Below are 25,249 nucleotides of genomic sequence, written 5' to 3'. Positions count from 1 at the left end.
TCCTGCCACGCGCCACCGACATTCCCGTCCACGCGCCGACGGTGACCGGCCGGGCACCGACCGTGCGTGGGCCGTTGTCGGTGGCGCGTGACAGGATCGGGGACGTAGGAGTCCTTCACCGCTCAAGGGAGAGCGCGATGGTCAGCAAGCCCCCGGCCGGCGACCCGGTCCAGGACGCGCCGCGGGTCACGGCGCCGCAGCACGCGGCCGCCGGGCTGCCCGCCGTCGCGCACACGCTGCGGATGGCCCACGAGCAGATGGGCGTGCGGCGGACCGCGCGGACCCTGCTCAAGGTCAACCAGAAGGACGGCTTCGACTGTCCGGGCTGCGCCTGGCCGGAGGCGGACAAGCGGCATGTGGCGGAGTTCTGCGAGAACGGGGCGAAGGCGGTCGCCGAGGAGGCGACGCTGCGCCGGGTGACGCCGGAGTTCTTCGCCGCGCACCCGGTGGCGGACCTGGCGGCCCGCAGCGGCTACTGGCTGGGCCAGCAGGGCCGGATCACGCAGCCGATGTACCTGCCGGAGGGCGCCGAGCGGTACGAGCCGGTGAGCTGGGAGCGGGCGTTCGCGATCATCGCGGAGGAGCTGACGGCGCTGTCCTCCCCCGACGAGGCCCTCTTCTACACCTCGGGCCGCACGAGCAACGAGGCCGCGTTCCTGCTGCAGCTCTTCGCCCGCGAGTTCGGCACGAACAACCTGCCGGACTGCTCCAACATGTGCCACGAGTCCTCGGGCTCGGCGCTCACGGAGACGCTCGGCGTCGGCAAGGGCAGCGTGTCCCTGGAGGACCTGTACCGGGCGGACCTGATCGTCGTCGCGGGGCAGAACCCGGGGACGAACCATCCGCGGATGCTGTCGGCGCTGGAGAAGGCCAAGGCGGCGGGGGCGCGGATCATCTCGGTGAACCCGCTGCCGGAGGCGGGCCTGGAGCGGTTCAAGAACCCGCAGACGGCGCACGGCATGCTGAAGGGGGCGGCGCTCACCGATCTCTTCCTGCAGATCCGCATCGGCGGCGACCAGGCCCTGTTCCGGCTGCTGAACCGGCTGGTCCTGGAGACGCCGGGCGCGGTGGACGAGGAGTTCGTCGCCGCGCACACCCACGGCTTCGAGGAGTTCGCGGCGGCGGCCCGCGAGGCCGGCTGGGAGGAGACGCTCGCGGCGACGGGCCTGACCCGCGCCGAGATCGAGAAGGCCCTGGAGATGGTCCTGGCCTCGGAGCGGACGATCGTCTGCTGGGCGATGGGCCTGACCCAGCACAAGCACTCCGTGCCGACCATCCGCGAGGTGGTCAACTTCCTCCTGCTGCGGGGGAACGTCGGCCGGCCGGGCGCCGGGGTGTGCCCGGTGCGCGGGCACTCCAACGTGCAGGGCGACCGGACGATGGGGATCTTCGAGCGGCCGGCGCCGGCGTTCCTGGACGCCCTGGACAAGGAGTTCGGGATCGTCTCGCCGCGCCACCACGGCTTCGACGTGGTGCGGTCCATCCGGGCGCTGCGCGACGGCGAGGCGAAGGTGTTCTTCGCGATGGGCGGCAATTTCGTCGGGGCGACCCCGGACACGGAGGTCACCGAGGCCGCGATGCGCAACGCGCGGCTGACCGTCCACGTGTCGACGAAGCTGAACCGCTCGCACGCGGTGACCGGCAGGCGGGCGCTGATCCTGCCGACGCTGGGGCGGACGGACAAGGACGTGCAGAAGAGCGGCCGGCAGTTCGTCACGGTCGAGGACTCGATGGGCCTCGTGCACGCCTCGCGCGGCAACCTGCCGCCGGCGAGCCCGCACCTGCTGTCCGAGCCGGCGATCGTGGCGCGGATGGCGCGGGCGGTCCTCGGCGAGGGTTCGGCGACGCCGTGGGAGAAGTTCGAGGCGGACTACGCGCGGATCCGCGACCGCATCGCGCGTGTGGTCCCCGGTTTCGAGGACTTCAACGCCCGGCTCGCGGCCGACCCGGGCGGTTTCGCGCTGCCGCACGCCCCGCGTGACGAGCGCCGGTTCCCGACGAAGACCGGGAAGGCGAACTTCACGGCGGCGCCGGTCGAGTATCCGAGGGTGCCGCAGGGCCGGCTGCTGCTGCAGACGCTGCGCTCGCACGACCAGTACAACACCACGATCTACGGTCTTGACGACCGCTACCGGGGCATCACCGGCGGCCGCCGGGTGGTCCTGGTGCACCCGGAGGACGCGACGGCGCTGGGCTTCGCGGACGGGGCGTACGCGGACCTGGTCAGCGAGTGGACCGACGGCAGCGAGCGGCGGGCGCCCGGCTTCCGGGTGGTGCACTACCCGACGGCCCGGGGGTGCGCGGCCGCGTACTACCCGGAGACGAACGTGCTGGTGCCGCTGGAGTCGACGGCCGACATCAGCAACACCCCCGCGAGCAAGTCGGTCATCGTGCGTCTGGAAGAATCCGCAGCCGCCTAAGCGTTCGCTCAGGCAGTGAGGGACGACAGCCGTACGACGACGAACGGAGCCCGGTGATGGGTGAGCAGCAGCACGTGAAGTTCCCGCAGGAAGTCATCGACGAGTACGCCTCGCTCGGGGTGGACCTGCCCGCGCTCTTCTCCGCCGGGCACCTGGGGAACCGGATGGGCGTGCAGATCCTGGAGGCCTCGGCCGAGCGCGTGGTCGGGACCATGCCGGTCGAGGGCAACACCCAGCCGTACGGCCTGCTGCACGGCGGCGCCTCCGCCGTGCTCGCCGAGACCCTCGGGTCGGTCGGTTCGATGCTGCACGGCGGCGTCTCCAAGATCGCCGTGGGCGTGGACCTGAACTGCACCCATCACCGGGGCGTGCGCAGCGGCCTGGTCACCGGCGTCGCGACGCCCGTGCACCGGGGGCGGTCGACCGCCACGTACGAGATCGTGATCACCGACGAGCAGGACAAGCGGGTCTGCTCGGCCCGGCTGACCTGCATGCTCCGGGAGATCGGCGCGAAGGACGCGGGCGACCTGCCGGAGGCGGGCCGCCGCGACGGCGCCGGCGCCTGAGCGACCCGGACCGCCGGCACCCGGGGCCCCGGTACGGACCTTCCGTACCGGGGCCCCGTCGTCCAACTCCCCGATCTCCTGAGCCTCTTGCCCTCGGCCGCGTCAGCCGGTTCACTGTCGACCCTCCCCCACAGGAGTACACCCGGTCCACCACACACCGAGGGGCTCTTCTTGACCGCCGTACGCACCACCACCATGGCCACCGCCGTGACCGCCGCCGCCTGCGCCGCCGTGGTCGCCACCGCGATCCCGTCCGCGGCGATCAACTCGTACAACGCCGCTCCCGCGCCCGAGCGCACCGAGGTCGGCGCCCTGGTCGCGACCTGGGACAACGACGGCGACCCGGCCACGCCCGACCGGGTGGACTGGGTCTGCTCCGGCACGATGATCGACCAGGACACCTTCCTGACCGCCGCGCACTGCACGACCGACTGGCCGGAGAACGTGCGTTTCCACGTCTCCCTCGACCAGGACGTGCAGGGCGGCCTCGACCGGGCCGCGGCCGAGCACCCCGGCGACCCGGCGGCCGTCGCGCGGGCCGTGGCGGTGGAGGGCCGGGCGATCAGTCACCCCGCGTACCCGGGACCGGCCTCGGACGATCACGACATCTCCGTGGTGGAGCTGCCCGCGGCGAAGATCAAGGAGCGCTGGTCCTTCACCCCGGCCGCCCTGCCGAAGGCCGGGGCGCTCGGCGCGCTGGGCCCGCGGGGACTGAACGACACCGACTTCCTCGTCGCCGGCTACGGCACCCAGGAGGCACAGCGCGGGCCGGGCGGCCACACCCACCCGGGCGGCGGGGTGCGCATGAAGGCGCCGGTCTCCTTCAACGCGCTGAACGACGCGTGGGTCCGGCTCGCCATGACGGCGCCGCAGGGCAACGGCGGTGCCTGCTACGGCGATTCGGGCGGACCGAACTTCGCCGTGCTCGGCGGCCGGCTCACCCTGGTGGCGACCACCATCACCGGCGACGGCCCCTGCTACGCCACCAACGTGGTCTACCGCCTCGACACCCCGGGCGCCCGCGACTTCCTGAAGCCGTACGTCCAACTCCCTTGATCCGGGGGCCTTTCACGGTCAGGACCGCGCTCGCCGCGGCCCTGACCGGCTGCGTCCTCGCGCTCGGCACCGGTTGCGAGCGGGCACCGCGGGATCCCGTGCCCCGCGCGAGCACCCCCGCGGACATCTGCACAAGTCTCGTGTCGTACTGGGTGAAAGAGGCCCTGAAGGGCAGTACCTGGGCCGGGCTCGACTGGGAGCAGAAGGGCCTGTCGAACGAGCAGTACGCGCTCCACGACGAGGTGCTCGCGCAGGCGCGGGCCGAGGAGCGCCGGTCCGGTCGCGCGTCGGCGTTCGCGCTGACCGACCGGGAGACGCGCCGGCGGTGCGAGGCGGCGAAGGGGGCGACGGGCAGTTCGGAGAACTGGCGACCGCCCAGCGAACACGGAGTTCCCACCAGCGGTTCCCGGCCATCACCCTCGTAACGCTGCGTGACAACCGCCCCCGGCGGCAGGGCCCCGGAAGCGGAGTGATCGGGTCGACTCATCCGTCCGCTCACGCCGAGGCACGTGTCCGATATCCGGATACCCCTCCGAGCAGGCCGTCAGCACCATGATCCGCTCAAGCCCCTTAGCGGAACTGCGCGTTCTCACTATGTGAACACCGCACTACGGACCGATGTGCCCGAGTTTGCCCACGGCCCGCACACCGCTTCCCCCCGTCGGCATAACAAGACAGTCACATCATGTCCTCGGCGCTCCCCGACCTTCCCCACCTGCGCCTAGAGTCACGGCCAGTCACCGCGCCGCCGGGCGCCTCCTCTGCACGGCCTGCTCGACCCAGTACGGCCCGGCATCGAAAACGGCACCTCTCGCTACAGCTTCACGGCACCGCCTCAGCTCGAGGGGGCCGCGCCAGGGAAAGGAATCTTCGTGCGACACCGTTCTTTGCTCATCCTGACCAGCGTCCTCACCACAGGAGCGCTCACCCTCACCGCCTGCGGTTCGCGTGACGAGGGCAAGGGTGGCGGCGACAACGCCGGCGGCACCACGACCGTGGTGATCGGTGTGGACGCCCCTCTCACCGGTTCGCTTTCCGCTCTGGGCCAGGGCATCAAGAACTCCGTGGACCTCGCGGTCAAGACCGCCAACAAGGACAAGGTCGTCCCCGGCGTCACCTTCAAGATCGAGGCCCTGGACGACCAGGCCGTCCCCGCCTCCGGCCAGGCCAACGCCACCAAACTGGTCGGCAACAAGGACGTCCTCGGCGTCGTCGGCCCCCTGAACTCCGGCGTCTCCCAGCAGATGCAGGGCGTCTTCGCCGCCGCCAACCTGGCGCAGGTCTCCCCCGCCAACACCAACCCCTCCCTCTCCCAGGGCGACAACTGGGGCAAGGGCGAGTTCAAGCGCCCCTTCAAGACCTACTTCCGCACCGCCGCCACCGACGTGGTCCAGGGCAAGTTCGCCGCCCAGTACCTCTTCCGCGACGCCGGCAAGAAGAAGGTCTTCGTCGTCGACGACAAGCAGACCTACGGCGCCGGCCTCGCCGCGATCTTCTCCGCCGAGTTCAAGCGCCTCGGCGGCCAGGTCGTCGGCACCGACCACGTCACCGTGAAGGAGACCGACTTCTCCTCCACCGCCGACAAGGTCAAGGCCTCCGGCGCCGACTCCGTCTACTTCGGCGGCCAGTACCCCGAGGGCGGCCTGCTCTCCGACCAGATCAAGAAGACCGGCGCCAAGATCCCCGTCATGGGCGGCGACGGCATCTACGACCCCGCCTTCATCAGCGCCTCCGCCGAGGCCAACGACGGTGACCTCGCCACCTCGATCGGCTACCCGGTCGAGAAGCTCGACACCGCCAAGAAGTTCATCGCCGACTACAACGCGGCCGGCTACAAGGACCCCTACGCGGCCTACGGCGGCTACTCCTACGACGCCGGCTGGGCGATCATCCAGGCCGTCAAGGCCGTCGTCGACGCCAACGGCGGCAAGCTGCCCTCCGACGCCCGCGCCAAGGTCACCGAGGCCCTGGGCAAGGTCTCCTTCGACGGTGTGACCGGCAAGGTCTCCTTCGACGAGTACGGCGACACCACCAACAAGCAGCTCACGGTCTACAAGGTCCAGGGCGGCAAGTGGATCGACGTCAAGAGCGACACCTTCAACCAGTAAGCCCCGCCCCGGCACCCGGCCGGGAGCCCCGCACGAACTGAACCAAGCCGCGCGAGGGCGCAAACAGCGCCCTCGCGCGGAGTCTTATCCGACAAGCTCATCGGAGGCCTGCGGTGCACGAACTGCCGCAACAGCTGGCCAACGGCCTGGCCCTCGGTGCCCTCTATGGCCTCATCGCCATCGGGTACACCATGGTCTACGGCATCGTCCAGCTCATCAACTTCGCCCACGGCGAGATCTTCATGATCGGGGGCTTCGGAGCCCTCACCACCTACACCGCTCTGCCGAGCGGAACGTCCCTACTGGTGGCGATACCGCTCATGATCGTCGGTGGCGCGATAGCCTCCGTGGCCGTCGCCACCGCCGCCGAACGATTCGCCTACCGCCCCCTGCGAGGCGCGCCGCGACTCGCCCCCCTGATCACCGCGATCGGCCTGTCCATCGCGCTCCAGCAGCTGGTCTGGCAGTTCTACCCGGACGCCAAGAAGGCCGTCAGCTTCCCCGAGTTCCAGGGCGAGTCCTTCCAGATCACCGAAAGCCTCCAGATCCAGCGCGCCGACGCCTTCGTGCTCGCCCTCGCCCCCCTGTGCATGCTCGCCCTCGGCCTCTTCGTCTCCAAGAGCCGCAGCGGCCGCGCCATGCAGGCCACCGCACAGGACCCCGACACCGCGAAGCTCATGGGCATCAACACCGACCGCATCATCGTCATGGCCTTCGCCATCGGTGCCGCGTTCGCCGCCGTCGCCGCCGTCGCCTACGGCGTCGACAAGGGCCAGATCAACTTCGAGATGGGCTTCATCCTCGGCCTCAAGGCCTTCACCGCGGCCGTCCTCGGCGGCATCGGCAACATCTACGGCGCCATGATCGGCGGCGTCGTCCTCGGCATCGCCGAATCCCTCTCGATCGCCTACATCGAGGAAATCCCCGGCATGCAGCAGCTCGGCGGCGGTGCCTGGTCCAACGTGTGGGCCTTCGTCCTCCTCATTGTCGTCCTCCTCGTGCGGCCCCAGGGCCTGCTCGGCGAGCGCGTCGCGGACAGGGCGTGAGCACCATGACCGACAACCTCACCAAGACCCCCGCCGCCACCAAGCCGGCCGGCCTGCTCTGGACGATCGTCGCCGGCTCCGCCGCGGCCGCCGCCAGCACCTTCCTCGCCTGGACCTGGACCACCCTCTTCCCGGGCAACCTCACGGTCTACGGCTACCCCGCCCCGCTCCAGATGCTCACGCTCGTCGGAGCCGTCCTCACCGGCGCCCTCGCGCTCTCCGCACTCGGCATCAAGGGCCTCGGCTGGCTCACCCCGACCGGCGCCCGCCGACCGCTGTGGATCATGGCCCTCGGCACCTTCGCCACCACCCTCTTCACCGCGCTCTCGATCATCGTCGAGCTCGGCGCCCTGGTGGACCTGGAGCCCGGCGCCGGCATCGCCGTCCTCGCCGCCGCCGTCCCCGCCGTCGCCGCGTACAAGCTCCCCGACGACACCCGCAAGGCGGCCCCCGCCAAGCAGCTGTCCTCCTGGGCCGAGATCCTCATCATCGTCGCCGTCTTCGCCCTCGGCCTCTACGCCGTCACCTTCGGCATCGACACCGACGACTCCGAGCCCCAGCTCTTCATCGCCTACCTGATCCTGGTCGGCTTCACCGCCACCGCCCTGGTCAAGTCCGGCCTCAGCGCCCGGCTCACCCAGATCACCGCGCGCAACCGCCAGGTCACGGTCACCGCGAGCCTGTTCGCCGCGATCGCCTTCCCGTTCATCCAGCAGAGCGGCGACACGTACACCCTCATCGCGGTCAACATCCTGATCTTCGCGACCGTCGCCCTCGGCCTGAACATCGTCGTCGGCCTCGCCGGCCTGCTCGACCTCGGCTACGTCGCCTTCCTCGGCGTCGGCGCCTACACCGCCGCCCTCGTCTCCGGCGCCACCTCCTCGGCCTTCGACGTCCAGTTCCCCTTCTGGGCCGCGGCCCTCACCGGCATGGCCGCCTCGCTCGTCTTCGGCGTCGTCATCGGCGCCCCCACCCTGCGACTGCGCGGCGACTACCTCGCCATCGTGACCCTCGGCTTCGGCGAGATCTTCCGCATCGCCATGGGCAACCTGGACGGCACCTCGGGCCCGCAGATCACCAACGGCCCCAACGGCATCCCGAACATCCCGCAGCTGGAGTTCTTCGGCTACAACTTCGGCGAGTCCCACACCGTCCTCGGTGTCGAGCTCGGCGCCTACGCCAACTACTACCTGCTCATGATCCTGGTCATGGCGCTGGTCATCATCGTCTTCGCCCGCGCCGGCAACAGCCGCATCGGCCGCGCCTGGGTCGCCATCCGCGAGGACGAGACCGCCGCCACCGCCATGGGCATCAACGGCTTCCGCGTCAAGCTCGTCGCCTTCGCCCTCGGCGCCGCCCTCGCCGGCCTCGCCGGCACCGTCCAGGCCCACGTCAACACCACGGTCGTCCCCGAGAACTACGTGTTCGCCGGCCCCGTCCCGCCGAACTCCGCCTTCCTGCTCGCGGCCGTCATCCTCGGCGGCATGGGCACCATCAGCGGACCCATCGTCGGCTCGGCACTGCTCTTCCTCATCCCCGCCAAGCTCCAGTTCCTCCAGGACTACCAGCTGCTCGGCTTCGGCATCGCCCTCATCGTCCTGATGCGGGTCCGCCCCGAGGGCCTCATCGCCAACAAGCGGGCCCAGCTGGAATTCCACGAGAACGACGACCAGCCCGACGTACCCGACCAGCGCCGGCCCGCACCAGCGGCAGCAGACGCCACGACGGACGCCGGCGCGGCGAAGGCAGGGGCGTGAACGCCATGACCACCACCACCGAGAACGGCGCCACCAAGGCCACCACGGCCGCCACCGTCCTGGACGCCAGCGGCGTCACCATGCGCTTCGGCGGCCTCACCGCCGTCCGCGGAGTCGACCTCACCGTCCGCGAGGGCGAGATCGTCGGCCTCATCGGCCCCAACGGCGCCGGCAAGACCACCTTCTTCAACTGCCTCACCGGCCTGTACGTCCCCACCGAGGGCCAGGTCAGCTACAAGGGCACCGTCCTGCCGCCCAAGCCGCACCTCGTGACCCAGGCCGGCATCGCCCGCACCTTCCAGAACATCCGCCTCTTCTCCAACATGACGGTCCTGGAGAACGTCCTCGTCGGACGCCACACCCGGACCAAGGAGGGCCTGTGGTCCGCGCTGCTGCGCGGCCCCGGCTTCAAGAAGGCGGAGGCCGCCTCCCGCGAACGCGCCATGGAACTCCTGGAGTTCGTCGGCCTCGCGAGCAAGGCCGACCACCTGGCCCGCAACCTCCCCTACGGCGAGCAGCGCAAGCTGGAGATCGCCCGCGCCCTCGCCAGCGACCCCGGCCTGCTGCTCCTCGACGAGCCCACGGCCGGCATGAACCAGGCCGAGACCCGCACCACCGAGGAACTCGTCTTCGCGATCCGCGACCGCGGCATCGCCGTCCTCGTCATCGAGCACGACATGAAGTTCATCTTCAAGCTGTGCGACCGCGTGGCCGTCCTCGTCCAGGGCGAGAAGCTCGTCGAGGGCACCGCCGAGGTCGTCCAGGGCGACGAGCGCGTCGTCGCCGCCTACCTGGGCACCCCCTTCGAGGGCGCGCCCGGCGCGGAGGAGCTCGCGGAGGTCGAGGCGGCGGAGGCACACGCCGAGGCCGCGGCCGAAGCGGAGGCCGCGGCTGAGGTCGCGGCGGAGGCCGAAGCCCCGGCCGAGGCTGACACGGAGGCTGCGGCTGACACAGAGCCTGAGCCGGAGGCTGCGGCTGACACGGAGCCTGGGCCGAAGGCTGCGGCTGACGCGGAGGCCGAGCGGGAGACCACGGCTGACGCGGAAGCTCCGGCTGCGGCCGAGACCCCGGCTGACGAGGATGCCACCGAGGCCGACGCGGAGGCCACCGAGCCCGAGGCCGGCACCGAAGCAGCCGACGACACCGACGACGCGGCCCCGGCCGCCGACGCGGACAGCACCACCGAAGGAGACTCCAAGTGACCGCACTCCTGGAGGTCGAGGACCTCAGGGTCGCCTACGGCAAGATCGAGGCCGTCAAGGGCATCTCCTTCTCCGTCGAGGCCGGCCAGGTCGTCGCCCTGATCGGCACCAACGGCGCCGGCAAGACCACGACCCTCCGCACCCTCTCGGGCCTGCTCAAGCCCACCGCCGGAAAGATCGTCTTCGACGGCCAGGTCCTCAACGGCATCCCGGCCCACAAGGTGGTCTCCCTGGGCCTCGCCCACTCCCCCGAGGGCCGGCACATCTTCCCCCGGCTCACCATCGCCGAGAACCTCCAGCTGGGCGCCTTCCTGCGCAGCGACAAGGACGGCATCGAGCGGGACATCCAGAAGGCCTACGACCTCTTCCCGATCCTCGGCGAGCGTCGCAAGCAGGCCGCGGGCACCCTCTCCGGCGGCGAGCAGCAGATGCTCGCCATGGGCAGGGCGCTGATGTCCCAGCCCAAGCTGCTCATGCTCGACGAGCCCTCCATGGGCCTCTCCCCGATCATGATGCAGAAGATCATGGAGACCATCTCCACCCTCAAGTCCGAGGGCATGACGATCCTGCTCATCGAACAGAACGCCCAGGCCGCGCTCTCCCTCGCGGACCAGGCGTACGTGCTCGAGGTCGGCAAGATCAAGCTCTCCGGCACGGGCCAGGAGCTCCTCCACAACGACGACGTGCGCAAGACGTACCTCGGCGAGGAGTAGCCCCCTCCCCCCAAGCGGAAGGCCCGCCCCACAGCGACGTGGGGCGGGCCTTCCTCGTACCGTCCGCGAGGACTACTGCTCCTTGGCCTTCGCGGCCTTCTTCTCCTCGGCGTCCTCGATGACCGCCTCGGCGACCTGCTGCATCGACATGCGGCGGTCCATCGACGTCTTCTGGATCCAGCGGAAGGCGGCCGGCTCGGTCAGCCCGTACTGCGTCTGGAGGATCGACTTCGCGCGGTCCACCAGCTTGCGGGTCTCCAGGCGCTGGGAGAGGTCGGCGACCTCCTTCTCCAGGGCGCGCAGCTCGGCGAAGCGGGAGACGGCCATCTCGATGGCCGGCACGACGTCGCTCTTGCTGAAGGGCTTCACCAGGTACGCCATGGCGCCGGCGTCCCGGGCGCGCTCGACGAGCTCGCGCTGGGAGAAGGCGGTGAGCATGAGGACCGGGGCGATGGACTCGCCGGCGATCTTCTCGGCCGCCGAGATGCCGTCCAGGACGGGCATCTTCACGTCGAGGATCACCAGGTCCGGCTTGTGCTCCCGGGCCAGCTCGACGGCCGTGGCCCCGTCACCGGCCTCGCCGACGACGGTGTAGCCCTCCTCCTCCAGCATCTCCTTGAGGTCGAGACGGATGAGGGCCTCGTCCTCGGCGATGACGACGCGGGTCGTCAGCGGCGGGACGTGGGACGCGGTGGCGGCGTCGTCGTCGGCGACGGGCTGGGGCGACTCGGGGGCGGTCACGCGGGCTCCTCGGTGGGCGCAGTTTCTGCTCCCCATGAGCCTACCTAGCTGCGGTAAGGTAGACGCGCGCAGGGTCCTTGGAAACCTTCGATTCTGCGAGCCCCGGTAGCCCAATTGGCAGCAGGCAGTGGATTCAAAACCCACACAGTGTCGGTTCGAGTCCGACCCGGGGCACTTTTCCTTAGATTCCAAGGTCACGGTCCTGGTTGCGGCCGTCACCCCCACGGGTGAAACGGGACGATCCGCATCCCGCCCCTGAGGCAGGCGCGCAAGGATCGATCGCGTGTACGACATCGAAACGCGCGAGCGAGCACTGGCGCTCGTCACCCAGGGTCGCAGCCTCCACTCGGTGAGCAGGCAGACCGGCATCTCCAGAGCCGCGTTACGCGAGTGGACGACACGGCTCACCCCTCTTCCGCGCATCGGCGCACAGTCCGCGCCCTGCCCGCGATGCCGTCTCGTGCCGGGAGCACCGGAGAACACGGCCGCATACGCCTACCTGCTCGGCCTCTACCTCGGTGACGGCTGCATCAGCGACCACCCTCGGGGCGGGCACCATCTCCGCATCGCCTGCGCCGATGCCTGGCCAGGGCTGATCGAGGCATGTCGGGAGGCGGTTCTGGCCGTACGCCCCGAAGGAAGCGTCTGCATCCTCAGGAAGCAGGGGTGTGTCGCCGTCACCAGCTACGGCCGGCACTGGAAATGCCTCTTCCCGCAACACGGCCCCGGCAGGAAGCACGAGCGGCGCATCGTCCTCGAAGGCTGGCAGCAGGAGATCGTCAGCGCCCACCCCTGGGACTTGATCCGGGGCCTCGTCCACTCCGACGGGTGCCGCATCACCAACTGGACCACCCGCCTCGTCGGCGGAGAGCGCAAGCGCTACGAGTACCCCCGGTACTTCTTCACCAACAAGTCGGACGACATCCGGCGGCTCTTCACGGACACCCTCGACGAGCTGGGTGTCGAGTGGACGACGCTCAGCCGAGGCGGCGACCCGCTCAACATCTCCGTCGCCCGCAAAGCCTCCGTCGCCCTCATGGACGCCCACGTCGGCCCGAAGTACTGAGCCTCAGCCGGTCACCGGGTCGCCGATGTGGTGCACCCGGACCATGTTGGTGGAGCCCGCCACGCCCGGGGGCGAGCCGGCCGTGATGACGACGATGTCGCCCTTGCGGCAGCGGCCGATGCGCAGGAGTTCCTCGTCGACCTGGGCGACCATGGCGTCGGTCGAGTCGACGTGGGGGCCGAGGAAGGTTTCGACGCCCCAGGTGAGGTTGAGCTGGGAGCGGGTGGCCGGGTCGGGGGTGAAGGCGAGGAGGGGGATCGGGGAGCGGTAGCGGGAGAGGCGTTTGACGGTGTCGCCGGACTGGGTGAAGGCGACGAGGAACCGGGCTTCGAGGAAGTCGCCGATCTCGGCGGCGGCGCGGGCGACGGCGCCGGCCTGGGTGCGGGGTTTGTTGCGTTCGGTGAGGGGTGGGAGGCCCTTGGCGAGGATGTCTTCCTCGGCGGCTTCGATGATCCGGCCCATGGTGCGGACGGTTTCGATGGGGTATTTGCCGACGCTGGTCTCGCCGGAGAGCATGACGGCGTCGGTGCCGTCGATGACGGCGTTGGCGACATCGGAGGCTTCGGCGCGGGTGGGTCGGGAGTTGTCGATCATCGAGTCGAGCATCTGGGTGGCGACGATGACCGGTTTGGCGTTGCGCTTGGCGAGTTTGACGGCTCGCTTCTGGACGATCGGGACCTGTTCGAGGGGCATTTCGACGCCGAGGTCGCCGCGGGCGACCATGATGCCGTCGAAGGCGGCGACGATGTCGTCGATGTTGTCGACGGCCTGCGGTTTTTCGATCTTGGCGATGACGGGGACGCGGCGGCCCTCTTCGTCCATGATGCGGTGGACGTCCTCGATGTCGCGGCCGCTGCGGACGAAGGAGAGGGCGATGACGTCGACGCCGGTGCGCAGGGCCCAGCGGAGGTCGTCGATGTCCTTGTCGGAGAGGGCGGGGACGGAGACGGCGACGCCGGGGAGGTTGAGGCCCTTGTTGTCGGAGACGATGCCGCCTTCGACGACGCGGGTGTGGACGCGGGGGCCGTCGACGGAGGTGACTTCGAGGGTGACGCGGCCGTCGTCGACGAGGATGCGTTCGCCGGTGGTGACGTCGGCGGCGAGGCCGGGGTAGGTGGTGCCGCAGTGGTGCTGGTCGCCTTCGGCGGGCTCGACGGTGATGGTGAAGTCGTCGCCGCGTTCAAGGAGTACGGGGCCGTGCTGGAATCGGCCGAGGCGGATCTTCGGGCCTTGAAGGTCGGCGAGGATGCCGACGCTGCGGCCGGTTTCGTCGGCGGCCTTGCGGACGTGCTGGTAGCGCTCCTCGTGGTCGGCGTAGTCGCCGTGGCTGAGGTTGAGGCGGGCGACGTCCATTCCGGCTTCGACCAATGCCTTGATCTGGTCGTATGTCGCGGTGGCGGGCCCAAGGGTGCAGACGATTTTTGCTCGGCGCATGAGGCGAGCCTAGGGCTTACCGGTGGGTAGCGAAGGGGCCCGGCATGACGACTCAACAACCTTCGCGTGAAAGGTTGTTGACAAGTCTTGAATCTGTGCGGCGGGTTGCTCCGATGAGCGGTTTACGGGGTGGTGGTGCCGTGGTCTCACAGTGTGGGCGGGCTCATGACGAAGCGTGCGGTGACCTCGGCGGTGACGGTCTGGCGCTGGGGTTGCAGGTCGAGGGGGGCGGGTGCTTCGGCGGTCTCGGCGGCGAAGGCCATCCGCATGCCGCCGCCCATGGGGGCGGGCATGCCGGGGAGGGGGGCGGTGTCGGAGAGTTCGAGCAGTGCCACGAGGGAGGAGCCGAGCGCCTCGGCGTATTCGCGGGCGCGGCGCACCGCTTCGTGGACGGCCTGGCGGCGTGCTCGGGCGTGGGCCGGGGAGTCGGGGCGCAGGGACCACCAGGGGCCGTCGACGCGGGTCCATTCGAGGTCGGCGAGGCGGGTGACCAGTTCGCCGAGGGCGGTGAAGTCGGTGAGTTCGGCGGTGAGGTGGACCCAGCCCTGGTAGCCGCGTACGCGTTCGCCGCGGCCGTGGCGGGCGGGTTCGGGGGTGAGGGAGAGGGCGCCGGTCTCCAGGTCGGTGACGGCGTCGCCGTAGGACTTCAGCAGGGTGAGGGCTTCGGTGTTGCGGGCCGTGAGGGAGGCGAGGACGTCGGAGCGGTCGGTGCCCCGGGCTCGTACGGCCACGCCGATGCGGGCGAGTTCGGGCTCGGTCTCCAGGCGGCTTTCGCCGCGGACGGTGACCTGGGGTGTCTCGGGGGTGGGGTGGTGTGGTGTGGTCACGGTCGGCTCCTCCGCTTTCGTCCCTTGACGTCCGTCGAACACTTTCCCACTCCGTGACCCTGGAGGTCTGTTGTGACGGTGCGGTCTGAGCCAGAATCTACGCGCGTTGTGCGCCATGGCAGCGCTGAACACTAGGGGAGAAATCACATGCCGCTGAACCGCCGGGCCTTCCTTGAGGGCTCCGCCGCCGTCGGAGCCGGGGCCGCTCTCACCGCCGGGCTCGCCGCCCCCGCCGAGGCCCGCGATGCCCGCCCCCGGCCGGCCAAGCGGTACTCGTTCACCGTGATGGGCACGACGGACCTGCACGGGAACGTCTTCAACTGGGACTACTTCACCGACCGGGAGTTCGACGACAAGGCCCACAACGACGTCGGCCTCGCCAAGATCTCCACGCTGGTGAACCGGGTGCGCGCGGAGAAGGGCGCGGGGAACACGCTGCTCATCGATGCCGGTGACACCATCCAGGGCACCCAGCTGTCGTACTACTACGCGAAGGTCGACCCGATCACTCGGGCCGGCGGCCCCGTGCACCCGATGGCCCAGGCGATGAACGCCATCGGCTACGACGCCGCCGCGCTCGGCAACCACGAGTTCAACTACGGCATTCCGGTGCTGCGGAGGTTCCAGGAGCAGTGCGACTTTCCGCTGCTCGGGGCGAACGCGCTGGACGCGAAGACGCTGTGTCCGGCCTTCCCGCCGTACAGCATGCACCGGATGCGCACGCCGCAGGGCCGTGACGTGAAGGTGGCCGTGCTCGGGCTGACCAATCCCGGCATCGCCATCTGGGACAAGGCCAACGTCACCGGCAAGATGGTCTTCCCCGGTCTGGAGGAGCAGGCGGCGAAGTGGGTGCCGAAGCTGCGTTCCATGGGCGCCGACGTGGTGATCGTGTCGGCGCACTCGGGTTCCAGCGGCACGTCCTCGTACGGTGACCAGCTGCCGTACGTCGAGAACGCGGCCGGTCTGGTCGCGGAGCAGGTGCCGGGCATCGACGCGATCCTCGTCGGGCACGCCCACACCGAGATCCCGGAGTACCGGGTGACGAACAAGGAGACCGGCAGGGACGTGGTGCTGTCGGAGCCGCTGAAGTGGGGGCAGCGGCTGACGCTCTTCGACTTCGACCTGGTGTGGGAGAAGGGGCGCTGGGTCGTCGAGGGGGTCGGCGCCCGTGTGCTGAACTCGAACACGGTGCCGGAGGATCCGGAGATCACCGGGCTGCTGGCGGACGAGCACAAGAAGGTCGTCGCGTACGTCAACCAGGTCATCGGCACGTCGACGGCGGCGATGAGCACGGCCGCCGCGCCGTGGAAGGACGAGCCGATCATCGACCTGATCAACGTGGTGCAGGCGGAGACGGTGAAGGCGGCTCTGGCGGGCGGGGCCTACGCGGACCTGCCGGTGCTGTCCCAGGCGTCGTGCTTCTCGCGCACGGCCGGGATACCGGCCGGTGAGGTGACGATCCGGGACGCCGCGGGGCTCTACCCGTTCGAGAACACCCTGGAGGCGCGTCTGCTGACGGGGGCGCAGCTGAAGGACTACCTGGAGTACTCGGCGAAGTACTACGTCCGGACGCCGGCGGGCGCGCCGGTCGACACCGCGAAGCTCACCAACGCGGAGGGCACCCCGGACTACAACTACGACGCGGTGTCCGGTCTGACGTACGACATCGACATCGCCAAGCCGGTCGGGCAGCGGATCGTGAACCTGTCGTTCGAGGGCAGGCCGCTGGATCCGGCGGCGCGGTTCGTGCTGGCGGTGAACAACTACCGGGCCAGTGGCGGCGGCGCGTTCCCGCACGTCGCGGGGGCCGAGCAGCTGTGGGCGAACTCGGACGAGATCCGCAACACCCTCATCCAGTGGGTGCAGGCGAGGGGGACGGTCGATCCGGCCGCCTTCGCGTCGGTGGGCTGGAGGCTGACGCGGGACGGTGTGCCGGTGTTCTGACCGGTCCGCCGCGCGGGTGTTCCGCGTCAGAGGTGTGGTGTGAGAGGCGTCAGCTTCTGCCCCCGGGCCTGGCCCTGGGGCGGAATGCCGGGCGCCTCTCGCGCGTCCAGGCCGAAGGTGGTGAAGGCGGTGCGGCGGGGCAGCGGGTAGGGCTCCTTGCCGGTGAGGGTGTTGAGGATGACGGCGCTGCGCCAGGCGGTGAGGCCGAGGTCGGGGGCGCCGACGCCGTGGGTGTGCTTCTCGGCGTTCTGGACGTAGACGGAGCCGGTGACGGAGGCGTCGAGGACGAGTCGGTAGGCGGCGTCGATCCTGGCCCGGCCCGCGGAGTCGTGCCGCAGGTAGGGGTCGAGGCCGGCCAGCATGCGGTCGACCGGGCGTTCGCGGTAGCCGGTGGCGAGGACGACGGCGTCGGTGGTGAGCCGGGAGCGGGTGTTCTGCTGGACGTGTTCGAGGTGGAGTTCGATCTGGGTGGTGGCGACCCGTCCGGCGGTGCGGACGCGGACGCCGGGGGTGAGGACGGCGTCGGGCCAGCCGCCGTGCAGGGTGCGGCGGTAGAGCTCGTCGTGGATGGCGGCGATGGTGTCGGCGTCGATGCCCTTGTGCAGTTGCCATTGGCGGGGCACGAGTTCGCCGCGGACGTGTTCGGGCAGGGCGTGGAAGTAGCGGGTGTAGTCGGGGGTGAAGTGCTCCAGGCCGAGTTTGGAGTACTCCATGGGTGCGAAGGCTTCGGTGCGGGCCAGCCAGTGCAGTTTCTCGGCGCCGGCGGGTCGGGCGCGCAGGAGGTCGAGGAAGACCTCGGCGCCGGACTGGCCGGAGCCGATGACGGTGACGTGTCCGGCGGCGAGGAGCCGCTCGCGGTGGGTGAGGTAGTCGGCGGCGTGGATGACGGGGACGCCGGGGGCGTCGGCGAGGGGCCGCAGGGGTTCGGGGACGTACGGTTCGGTGCCGACGCCGAGGACGACGTTGCGGGCGTAGGAGCGGCCCAGGGCCGCGGCTTCGCCGTCGGTGTCGAGCTGGGTGTAGTCGACTTCGAAGAGGCGGCGTTCGGGGTTCCAGCGCACGGAGTCGACCTGGTGGGCGAAGTGGAGTCCGGGGACGAGGCCGCTGACCCAGCGGCAGTAGGCGTCGTACTCGGCGCGCTGGATGTGGAACTTCTCGGCGAAGTAGAAGGGGAAGAGCCGGTCGCGGCTCTTGAGGTAGTTGAGGAAGGTCCAGGGGCTCGCGGGGTCGGCGAGGGTGACGAGGTCGGCGAGGAAGGGGACCTGGAGGGTGGCGCCGTCGATGAGGAGTCCGGGGTGCCAGTGGAAGGCGGGGTGCTGTTCGTAGAAGGCGGTCGCGAGGCCGCCGGGGACGCCGTGGGCGAGGGCGGCGAGGGAGAGGTTGCAGGGGCCGATGCCGACGCCCACCAGGTCGTACGGCCGGTCGGGGTCGTGCTGGGGGGTGCTGGCGGTGCCGCCGGTGCTGCCGGTCATCTGGGGGTGCTGCCTTCCACGAGGGTGATGATCTCTTCGAGGTCGCCGGGGGTGGCGTGGGGGTTGAGCAGGGTGGCCTTGAGCCACAGCCGTCCGTCGGCGGTGGCGCGGCCGAGGACCGCGCGGCCTTCGGCGAGGAGGGTGCGGCGGGTCTCCGCGACGGCGGTGTCGGGGGCGCCGTACGGCCGGAAGAGGACGGTCGTGAGGGTGGGCGGGGCGTAGAGCTCCAGGGCGGGGGTCTTCTCCACCAGGTCGGCCAGGTGGCGGGCGTGTGCCATGCAGGCGTCGACGAGGGCGCCGAGGCCGGTGCGGCCGAGGGCGCGGAGGGTGACGGCGGTCTTGACGACGTCGGGGCGGCGGGTGGTGCGCAGGGAGCGGCCGAGGAGGTCGGGGAGTCCGGCGTCGGTGTCGTCGTCGGCGTTGAGGTAGTCGGCGGTGTGGCCGAGGACGGCGAGGTCGGTGGCGCCGCGTACGGCGAGGAGTCCGGCGGCGGCCGGCTGCCAGCCCAGTTTGTGCAGGTCGACGGTGACGGTACGGGCGCGGTCGAGGCCCGTCAGGAGGGGGCGGTGGGTGTCGCTGAACAGGACGGGGCCGCCGTAGGCGGCGTCCACGTGCAGGTCGGCGCCGTGCGCGGCGCACCGGTCGGCGATGGCGGGGAGCGGGTCGATGAGTCCGGCGTCGGTGGTGCCGGCGGTGGCGGCGACGAGGAGGGGGCCGGGGAGGGCGGTGAGGGTCTCGTCGAGGGCGGCCGGGTCGAGGGTGCCCCGGGGGGCGGGGACGGTGACGGGCCGGGGCAGGCCGAGGAGCCAGGCGGCGCGGTGGAAGGAGTGGTGGGCGTGGGTGCCGACGACGGTCTGGACGGTGCCGTGCCGTTCCCGGGCGAGGAGGAGGGCGAGTTGGTTGGACTCGGTGCCGCCGGTGGTGACGAGGGCGTCGGGGCGGGGTGCGGTGGGGAAGACCTCGGTGGCGAGGGCGGCGGTGACGAGGGTTTCGAGGGCGGAGGCGGCGGGGGCCTGGTCCCAGGAGTCCATCGAGGGGTTGAGCGCGGAGGCGGCGAGGTCGGCGGCGACGGCGAGGGCGAGCGGCGGAGTGTGGAGGTGCGCGGCGCACAGCGGGTGGGCGGGGTCGGCCGCGCCGGCGGCGAGGGCGTACGCGACGGCCCGGAGTGCCTCGTCGGGGCCGGTGCCGTGCTCGGGGAGCACCGGCCGGAGTCCGTTCACCCGGGCGGCGACGGCCGCGGGTCCGCCGCCCGGAAGCGGGCCGCCGCGGTCCTCGGCGCCGGCCCGGAGCGCTGCGAGGACGGTGTCCAGCAGAGGCCGGAGGACATCGGGCCCGGATACGCCTCCGGCGAGGGGTGCGGCACGCATGGACGACAGGGTGCCGGGGTTTCTGGCGGTGTGTCCGAAGAGTGCGGGGGTGTGACCCGAACGGGGGACATGGGGGTGGGTGGGCTGGACGGGGGGACGCGGGGGCGGGGGCCGTCGGAGGGCGTGCCGCCGGGGGTGGGGGCGCGGGGCGGTGGCCGTCGGAGGACGCGTCGCCGGAGGCGCAGGGGCGCGGGGCGGCGGCCGTCGGCGGGTGCGGGTGGGCGCCGGCCGCCGGAGGGCGCGTCGCCGGAGGCGCGGTAGCCACGACCGCCGCAGAGTGCGGATGGGCGCCGACCGCCGGAGGACGCGTCGCTGACCGGCGGAGGGCGTGCCGCCGGGGGGCGGGGGCCGCGGCCGTCAGCGGGTGTGGGTGGGGCGCCGGCCGGGGCGGTGGCCGCCGGAGGGCGCGTCACCCAACGCCGGAGGCAGCGTCGCCGGTCGCCGGAGGGCGTGCCGCCGGGGGTGGGGGCGCGGGGCGGTGGGCGTCGGAGGGCGCGTCGCCGGGGGCGTGGGGGCGCGGGGCGGCGGCCGTCGGCGGGTGTGGGTGGGGCGTCGGTCGCCGGGAGGTGGGCGGCGCCGGGGGAGGCCGGGGCGGGGCCCGGTCTCCCCCGTCTGCCTAGCCGCGGACCCGCAGGGCCCGGCGGAGGTCGTCCAGTTGGTCGGTGAGCTTGCGGTGGAGGGCCGGGAGCATCGCGTCGTGGGTGAGGTGGTGCTCGCCGAGGGCCAGGGAGTCGGCGTCGATCGCGTAGGACGGGAAGGCCCAGCGGCCCGCCGCCTCGGCGATGGCGGGACCGCGGCGGTCGGCGAGGGCGGTGGCGGCGGGGTAGAAGCGGGCGACGTAGGGGCGGGTGAGCTCGGACTGTTCCGGCTGCCAGAAGCCCTGGGCGGTGGCCGTGAAGAGGTAGTTGGACAGGTCGTCGGAGTCGAACATGGCCGACCAGGCGGCCTTCTTCGCCTCCGGGGTGGGCAGGGCGGCCCGGCAGCGGGCGGCGCCCTCCTGGCCGGTGGCGCTCGGGTCGCGGTCGAGTTCGGCGGCGATGGCGGCCTCGTCGGTGGCGCCGAGGACGGCGAGGCGGGCCAGGATGCGCCAGCGCAGCTCCGGGTCCAGCTCGGGTCCGCCGTGGACGGTGCCGTCCTCCAGCCAGGAGGCGATCTTGGCGGGGGTGGTGGCACTGTCGATGAAGGTGCGCACGGCCGTCAGGCGCAGGCCCGGCGAGTCGCCGTCCTCGGTGCGGCGCAGCAGGTCGCGGGTGAGGGCGGTGAGGGTGGCCAGCGCGGCGGGGCGGTCGGCCTCGGAGACGTAACGGTCGGTGATCTGCGTGCGGGCGAAGCCGAGGACGCCCTGGACGATGGCGAGTTCGGTCTCCTCGCCGAGGTGTGCGAGGGCGGTCTCCAGGTAGGCGGCGGGCTCCAGTTCGCCGTCGCGGACCATGTCGCGCAGCGCGTTCCAGACGACCGCGCGGGTGAGGGCGTCGGGGATCCGGGAGAGGGAACGCAGCGCGGTCTCCTCCGACACGTCGTCGAAGCGCATCTTGGCGTAGGTCAGGTCGCCCTCGTTGAGGACGACGAGCGCCGGGCGCGGCCCGTCGAGCGCGATCGGCGCCTCCTGGGGCACGTCGGCCCCGGTGCGCTCGCGCGGGATCAGCTCGCCGGCCGGGTCGTGGTCGTAGACGCCGACGCGGATCCGGTGCGGCCGGCTGCCGTCCCGGTCGACGGTGAGCCGCCACTGCTTGCCCTCGCCGTCGAGGCGGGGGGTGAGGGTGTCGATGCCGGTGGTGCGCAGCCACTGCTCGGCCCAGCCGTGGACGTCCCGGTCGGTGGCGGCGGCCAGGTTGTCGATGAAGTCGGCGAGGGTGGCGTTGCCGAACTTGTGGCGCTTGAAGTGGATGTTGATGCCGGCGAGGAAGTCCTCTTCCCCCATCCAGGCGACGAGCTGGCGCAGTGCGGAGGCGCCCTTGGCGTAGGAGATGCCGTCGAAGTTGAGCAGGGCGGACGCGGTGTCGGGGACGGCGTCGGGGTCGGGTGCGACGGGGTGGGTGGAGGGCCGCTGGTCGGCCTCGGAGCCCCAGGACTTGCGGGTGACGCCGAAGTCGATCCAGGTGTCGGCGAAGCGGTCGGCGCAGGCTTCGTTGATCGTCTGGAAGCCCATGTACTCGGCGAAGGACTCGTTGAGCCAGATGTCGTCCCACCAGCGCAGGGTGACGAGGTCGCCGAACCACATGTGGGCCATCTCGTGGGCGATGACCATGGCGCGGGTCATCCGCTCGGTGTCGGTGACGGCGGAGCGGAAGACGAACTCGTCGCGGAAGGTGACGAGTCCGGGGTTCTCCATGGCGCCGGCGTTGAACTCGGGGACGAATGCCTGGTCGTACGAGTCGAAGGGGTAGGGCTCGTCGAACTTCTCGTGGTAGCGGTCGTAGCAGGCCCTGGTGACGTCGAGGATCTCGTCGGCGTCGGCGTCGAGGTGGGGTGCGAGGGAGCGGCGGCAGTGGATGCCGAAGGGCAGGCCGGCGTGTTCGGTGCGGACCGAGTGCCAGGGTCCGGCGGCGACGCAGACGAAGTAGGTGGAGAGCAGCGGGGTGGGGGCGGCGGTCCAGCGGCCGTCGGGCTGCTGCTCGGTGATGCCGTTGGCGAGGACGGTCCAGCCCTCGGGGGCGGTGACGGAGACCTCGAAGACGGCCTTGAGGTCGGGCTGGTCGAAGGCGGCGAAGACGCGCTGGACGTCCTCCATGAACAGCTGGGTGTAGACGTACGCCTCGCCGTCGGTGGGGTCGGTGAAGCGGTGCATGCCCTCGCCGGTGCGGGAGTAGCGCATGGTGGTGCTGACGCGGAGGGTGTGCTCGCCCTCGGTGAGGGTGAGCGGGAGCCGGTTGTCGTGCAGGGCCGCGGTGTCGAGCGGCTCGCCGTCGAGGACGGCGGAGTGGAGGGTTTCCGGCTTGAGCTCGACGAAGGTGTCCCCGGCGGCGCGGGCGGTGAAGCGGATGAGACTGGTGGACTCGAAGGTCTCGTCGCCGGTGGTGAGGTCGAGGTCCACGGTGTAGTGGTGGACGTCGAGGAGCTGGGCACGGGTCTGCGCTTCGTCGCGCGTCAGTACGGACATGGGCCCATGCTGCCCGATGCCCCGCGGCCCCGGGAGGGGGGTGCGGGATTACGCGGGCGGTGATACGGCCCGGGGCTCAGGCCAGGCCGGTGCCGTCCAGGTGGGTGAAGGCGGCGGTGATGCGGGGGCGGTCGTAGCCGGCGGGGCCCTTGGCGCCGCTGGAGAGCAGGGCGTGGAGCAGCAGCCGGGCCTTGGCGGGCGGGAGGGGGCCGGCCGGGATCAGGCCGCGGTGCAGCAGGTCGGATTCGGAGCCGGGGCCGCGGTAGGTGTGGGCGAGGGTGGTGCCCGCGCCGGTGCGGGAGGCGAGGACGACGGGCATGCGCGTGGTGAGGGCGGCGAGCGGGTCGACGAGCCAGGCGGGGACGTGTCCGGCGCCGAAGGCGGCGACGACCAGGCCGTCGTACCGCTCGGCGACGGTCTCCAGGAGTTCGCCGCGGTCGCCGACGGAGAGGGTCAGCAGGGCCACGCGGAGCGCGGGGTCGAAGTCCAGCGGGCACAGGCGGGTGGGGACGGCCGGGCGGAGCAGGATGCGGGGCTCGCCCTCGACGACGGCGCCGAGGGGTCCGGCTCCGGGCGAGGTGAAGGTGGCCACGGAGGTGGTGTGGGCCTTGTGGGCGAAGCGGGCGGCGTGGATCTCGTCGGCGAGGACGACCAGGACGCCGAGGTTGCGGCAGCCGGGGTCGGCGGCGACGGCGAGGGCGGCGGCCAGGTTGGCGGGGCCGTCGGCGCCGGGCAGGTCGGGGCGGCGCATGGCGCCGGTGACGACGACGGGCTGTTCGGTGGTGCACAGCAGGTCGAGGAGGAAGGCGGTCTCCTCGAGGGTGTCGGTGCCCTGGACGACGACCACGCCGGAGCCGGCGGCGACGGTCCGGGTCACCTCGCCGGCCAGGGCGGTGAGGTCGTCGAAGGAGAGGGAGGAGCTGGGGACGCGGCGGAAGTCGCGGAGCTCCACGTCGGGGCCGGCGGGGGCGACGCCGAGCCCGGCGAGCACTTCGGTGCCGGTCATGCGGGCCGCGTCACCGCCCCGCGCGGAGATGGTTCCCCCGAGGGTGAACACGGTGACGCGGGCCATCAGCGGGCTCCGTCCGTGAGCGTCCGGTCGGTGGGCGTTCCCTCCGCGACCGCGCCGTCCGCGACCGCGCCGTCCGCCACCGCGCCGTCGGCGATGGTCTCGTGGTGGCGGATCACCTCCGCGATGATGAAGCTCAGCAGCTTCTCCGCGAACGCCGGGTCCAGTTTCGCGTTCTCCGCGAGCTGCCGCAGCCGGGCGATCTGGCGGGCTTCGCGGGCCGGGTCGGCGGGCGGCAGGTGGTGCTCGGCCTTGAGGACGCCGACCTGCTGGGTGCACTTGAAGCGCTCGGCGAGCATGTGGACCACCGCCGCGTCGATGTTGTCGATGCTCTCGCGCAGTCGGGTCAGCTCGGCCCGTACGGACTCGTCGATCTCGCTCATGAGCAGCGAGCCTATCCGGATCCGGTGACGATCGTCGGGGGGTGTTCGGGATCCGGAACGGTGTGGCTCCAGCCGCCGGGCACGCTCCTGCCCTGCTGTTCGCGGAAGCGGATGGGGGCGGTGCCGACCCGGCGGGTGAAGAGCCGGGAGAAGTAGGCGGGGTCGTCGTAGCCGACGCGGCGGGCGACGGCGGCGACCGGCAGGTCGGTGCCGGCGAGGAGTTCCTTGGCGCGGCCGAGGCGGACGGTCAGGAGGTAGTCCTTGGGGCTGCAGCCGGCCGCGCGGCGGACGGCGGTGCGCAGTTCGGCGGCGGTCATGCCGTGCCGGGCGGCGTGTTCGGCGACGGTCAGCCGGGTGAAGGCGTCGCGGGCGAGGGCGGCGAGGACGGGGTCGCCGTCGGCGTTGGTGTCGGCGCGGGCGCGGCGCAGGGCGACGAGGAGTTCGTGGACGGCGGCGCCGGTCTCGACCTCCAGGAGGGGGTTGCCGGGGCGGGCGGCGCGGGCGATGCGGGCGATGGCGGCCCGGGCGGGGGCCGCGTCGGCGAGGGGGACGACGGGCCGGTCGGGTTCGATGTAGCCGAGTTCGGTGTAGGTGGCGGTGGCGGGTCCGGAGAAGTCGACGAAGGACTCGTCCCAGCCGGTGCCGGGGTCGGCGGAGTAGTGGTGGGGTACGCCGGGGGTGAGCCAGATCAGGGCGGGTGCGGTGACGGTGGTGCGGCGGCCGTCGGGGCCCCGGTACCAGCCGCCGCCGGAGCTGACGACGACGGCGACGTGGTGGTCGAGGGTGCGCGGGCCGACGGTGGGCAGGGCGCCGTGCTGGAGCCCGACGCCGAGGCAGACCAGGCCGAGGCGGTGGTGGACGGGTCCGGGCGTGAAGTAGCGCATCCAGGTGTGATACACGGCGCGACCGCCTTCCCGACCTCGATCTGAACGTCCAAACCGCCACGATCTTTGTCCATGGACCGGTCCGCCGCCAGAG

Annotated in this window: 20 protein-coding genes and 1 tRNA gene; 12 read left to right on the top strand and 9 right to left on the bottom strand. The window is 71.6% G+C overall.

Annotation, left to right across the window (positions count from 1 at the left end; all coding sequences use genetic code 11):
• Positions 1–137: 137 nt before the first annotated feature.
• The 9 genes from ABD954_RS25920 (at position 138) to ABD954_RS25880 (ending at position 10,868) form a co-directional block, all read left to right on the top strand.
• A complete protein-coding gene (locus ABD954_RS25920) occupies positions 138–2,420 on the top strand; it encodes an FdhF/YdeP family oxidoreductase (protein ID WP_345489419.1) in 2,283 nt (760 codons plus the stop codon).
• 56 nt (positions 2,421–2,476) lie between these two features.
• A complete protein-coding gene (locus ABD954_RS25915) occupies positions 2,477–2,986 on the top strand; it encodes a PaaI family thioesterase (protein ID WP_345489418.1) in 510 nt (169 codons plus the stop codon).
• A 171-nt stretch (positions 2,987–3,157) separates the two neighbouring features.
• The gene (locus ABD954_RS25910; RefSeq protein WP_345489417.1) at positions 3,158–4,042 is read left to right on the top strand and encodes a trypsin-like serine protease; all 885 of its coding nucleotides are present in this window, start codon (positions 3,158–3,160) and stop codon (positions 4,040–4,042) included.
• On the top strand, positions 4,039–4,467 hold the full coding sequence (locus ABD954_RS25905) for a hypothetical protein (protein WP_345489415.1): 429 nt from the start codon (positions 4,039–4,041) through the stop codon (positions 4,465–4,467). The genes ABD954_RS25910 and ABD954_RS25905 overlap by 4 nt, the downstream gene beginning before the upstream one ends.
• A 447-nt stretch (positions 4,468–4,914) precedes the next feature.
• The gene (locus ABD954_RS25900; RefSeq protein WP_345489413.1) at positions 4,915–6,150 is read left to right on the top strand and encodes a branched-chain amino acid ABC transporter substrate-binding protein; all 1,236 of its coding nucleotides are present in this window, start codon (positions 4,915–4,917) and stop codon (positions 6,148–6,150) included.
• A 113-nt stretch (positions 6,151–6,263) separates the two neighbouring features.
• Positions 6,264–7,196 (top strand): branched-chain amino acid ABC transporter permease, encoded by a 933-nt coding sequence (locus ABD954_RS25895; protein ID WP_345489411.1) that lies wholly within the window; start codon positions 6,264–6,266, stop codon positions 7,194–7,196.
• 5 nt (positions 7,197–7,201) lie between these two features.
• Positions 7,202–8,953 (top strand): branched-chain amino acid ABC transporter permease, encoded by a 1,752-nt coding sequence (locus tag ABD954_RS25890; protein WP_345492466.1) that lies wholly within the window; start codon positions 7,202–7,204, stop codon positions 8,951–8,953.
• A gap of 5 nt (positions 8,954–8,958) precedes the next feature.
• On the top strand, positions 8,959–10,155 hold the full coding sequence (locus tag ABD954_RS25885) for an ABC transporter ATP-binding protein (protein ID WP_345489409.1): 1,197 nt from the start codon (positions 8,959–8,961) through the stop codon (positions 10,153–10,155).
• Positions 10,152–10,868, top strand: a complete 717-nt coding sequence (locus ABD954_RS25880; RefSeq protein ID WP_345489407.1) for an ABC transporter ATP-binding protein — start codon at positions 10,152–10,154, stop codon at positions 10,866–10,868. The genes ABD954_RS25885 and ABD954_RS25880 overlap by 4 nt, the downstream gene beginning before the upstream one ends.
• Positions 10,869–10,940: 72 nt before the next feature.
• Here ABD954_RS25880 and ABD954_RS25875 read toward each other — a convergent pair whose 3' ends face one another.
• Complete coding sequence (locus ABD954_RS25875) at positions 10,941–11,609, bottom strand: ANTAR domain-containing response regulator (RefSeq protein ID WP_345489405.1); 669 nt, start codon at positions 11,607–11,609, stop codon at positions 10,941–10,943.
• 99 nt (positions 11,610–11,708) lie between these two features.
• On the opposite strand from ABD954_RS25875, the gene ABD954_RS25870 reads away from it, so the two are divergent.
• Both ABD954_RS25870 and ABD954_RS25865 read left to right on the top strand, forming a co-directional pair.
• Positions 11,709–11,783 (top strand) — tRNA-Leu (locus tag ABD954_RS25870).
• Positions 11,784–11,892: 109 nt separating this feature from the next.
• Positions 11,893–12,675 carry a transcriptional regulator gene (locus ABD954_RS25865; RefSeq protein ID WP_345489403.1) on the top strand — a complete coding sequence of 261 codons (783 nt, stop codon included), beginning with the start codon at positions 11,893–11,895 and terminating at the stop codon, positions 12,673–12,675.
• 3 nt (positions 12,676–12,678) lie between these two features.
• Here the strand turns inward: ABD954_RS25865 and pyk are convergent, their stop codons facing one another.
• Positions 12,679–14,109 (bottom strand): pyruvate kinase, encoded by a 1,431-nt coding sequence (pyk, locus tag ABD954_RS25860; protein ID WP_345489401.1) that lies wholly within the window; start codon positions 14,107–14,109, stop codon positions 12,679–12,681.
• Between the two features lie 146 nt (positions 14,110–14,255).
• Positions 14,256–14,936: an SIMPL domain-containing protein gene (locus tag ABD954_RS25855; protein WP_345489399.1), complete on the bottom strand. Its 681-nt coding sequence runs from the start codon at positions 14,934–14,936 to the stop codon at positions 14,256–14,258.
• A gap of 147 nt (positions 14,937–15,083) precedes the next feature.
• Between ABD954_RS25855 and ABD954_RS25850 the strand changes: the two genes are divergently transcribed.
• Positions 15,084–16,880: a bifunctional metallophosphatase/5'-nucleotidase gene (locus ABD954_RS25850; protein WP_345489396.1), complete on the top strand. Its 1,797-nt coding sequence runs from the start codon at positions 15,084–15,086 to the stop codon at positions 16,878–16,880.
• Between the two features lie 26 nt (positions 16,881–16,906).
• On the opposite strand, the gene ABD954_RS25845 is transcribed toward ABD954_RS25850, so the two are convergent.
• The 6 genes from ABD954_RS25845 to ABD954_RS25820 all read right to left on the bottom strand — a co-directional run bounded on the left by ABD954_RS25845 (position 16,907) and on the right by ABD954_RS25820 (position 25,170).
• Positions 16,907–18,352 (bottom strand): lysine N(6)-hydroxylase/L-ornithine N(5)-oxygenase family protein, encoded by a 1,446-nt coding sequence (locus tag ABD954_RS25845; protein WP_345489393.1) that lies wholly within the window; start codon positions 18,350–18,352, stop codon positions 16,907–16,909.
• Positions 18,349–19,719 (bottom strand): pyridoxal phosphate-dependent decarboxylase family protein, encoded by a 1,371-nt coding sequence (locus tag ABD954_RS25840; RefSeq protein ID WP_345489391.1) that lies wholly within the window; start codon positions 19,717–19,719, stop codon positions 18,349–18,351. Before ABD954_RS25840 ends, ABD954_RS25845 begins: the two co-directional genes overlap by 4 nt.
• Before the next feature lie 616 nt (positions 19,720–20,335).
• Positions 20,336–22,819, bottom strand: a complete 2,484-nt coding sequence (pepN, locus tag ABD954_RS25835) for an aminopeptidase N (RefSeq protein ID WP_345489389.1) — start codon at positions 22,817–22,819, stop codon at positions 20,336–20,338.
• Positions 22,820–22,895: 76 nt separating this feature from the next.
• Positions 22,896–23,891, bottom strand: a complete 996-nt coding sequence (locus ABD954_RS25830; protein WP_345489387.1) for an asparaginase — start codon at positions 23,889–23,891, stop codon at positions 22,896–22,898.
• Complete coding sequence (locus ABD954_RS25825) at positions 23,891–24,271, bottom strand: chorismate mutase (RefSeq protein WP_345489386.1); 381 nt, start codon at positions 24,269–24,271, stop codon at positions 23,891–23,893. The genes ABD954_RS25830 and ABD954_RS25825 overlap by 1 nt, the downstream gene beginning before the upstream one ends.
• 11 nt (positions 24,272–24,282) lie before the next feature.
• Positions 24,283–25,170, bottom strand: coding sequence for a helix-turn-helix domain-containing protein (locus tag ABD954_RS25820; protein WP_345489384.1), 888 nt, complete (start codon positions 25,168–25,170; stop codon positions 24,283–24,285).
• Between the last annotated feature and the right edge of the window lie 79 nt (positions 25,171–25,249).

It is taken from the genome of Streptomyces roseoviridis (assembly GCF_039535235.1).
Classification (GTDB): Bacteria; Actinomycetota; Actinomycetes; order Streptomycetales; family Streptomycetaceae; genus Streptomyces; species Streptomyces roseoviridis.
Note: the sequence above shows the minus strand (reverse complement) of the source record. Positions and strands in the feature narration are given on the sequence as shown.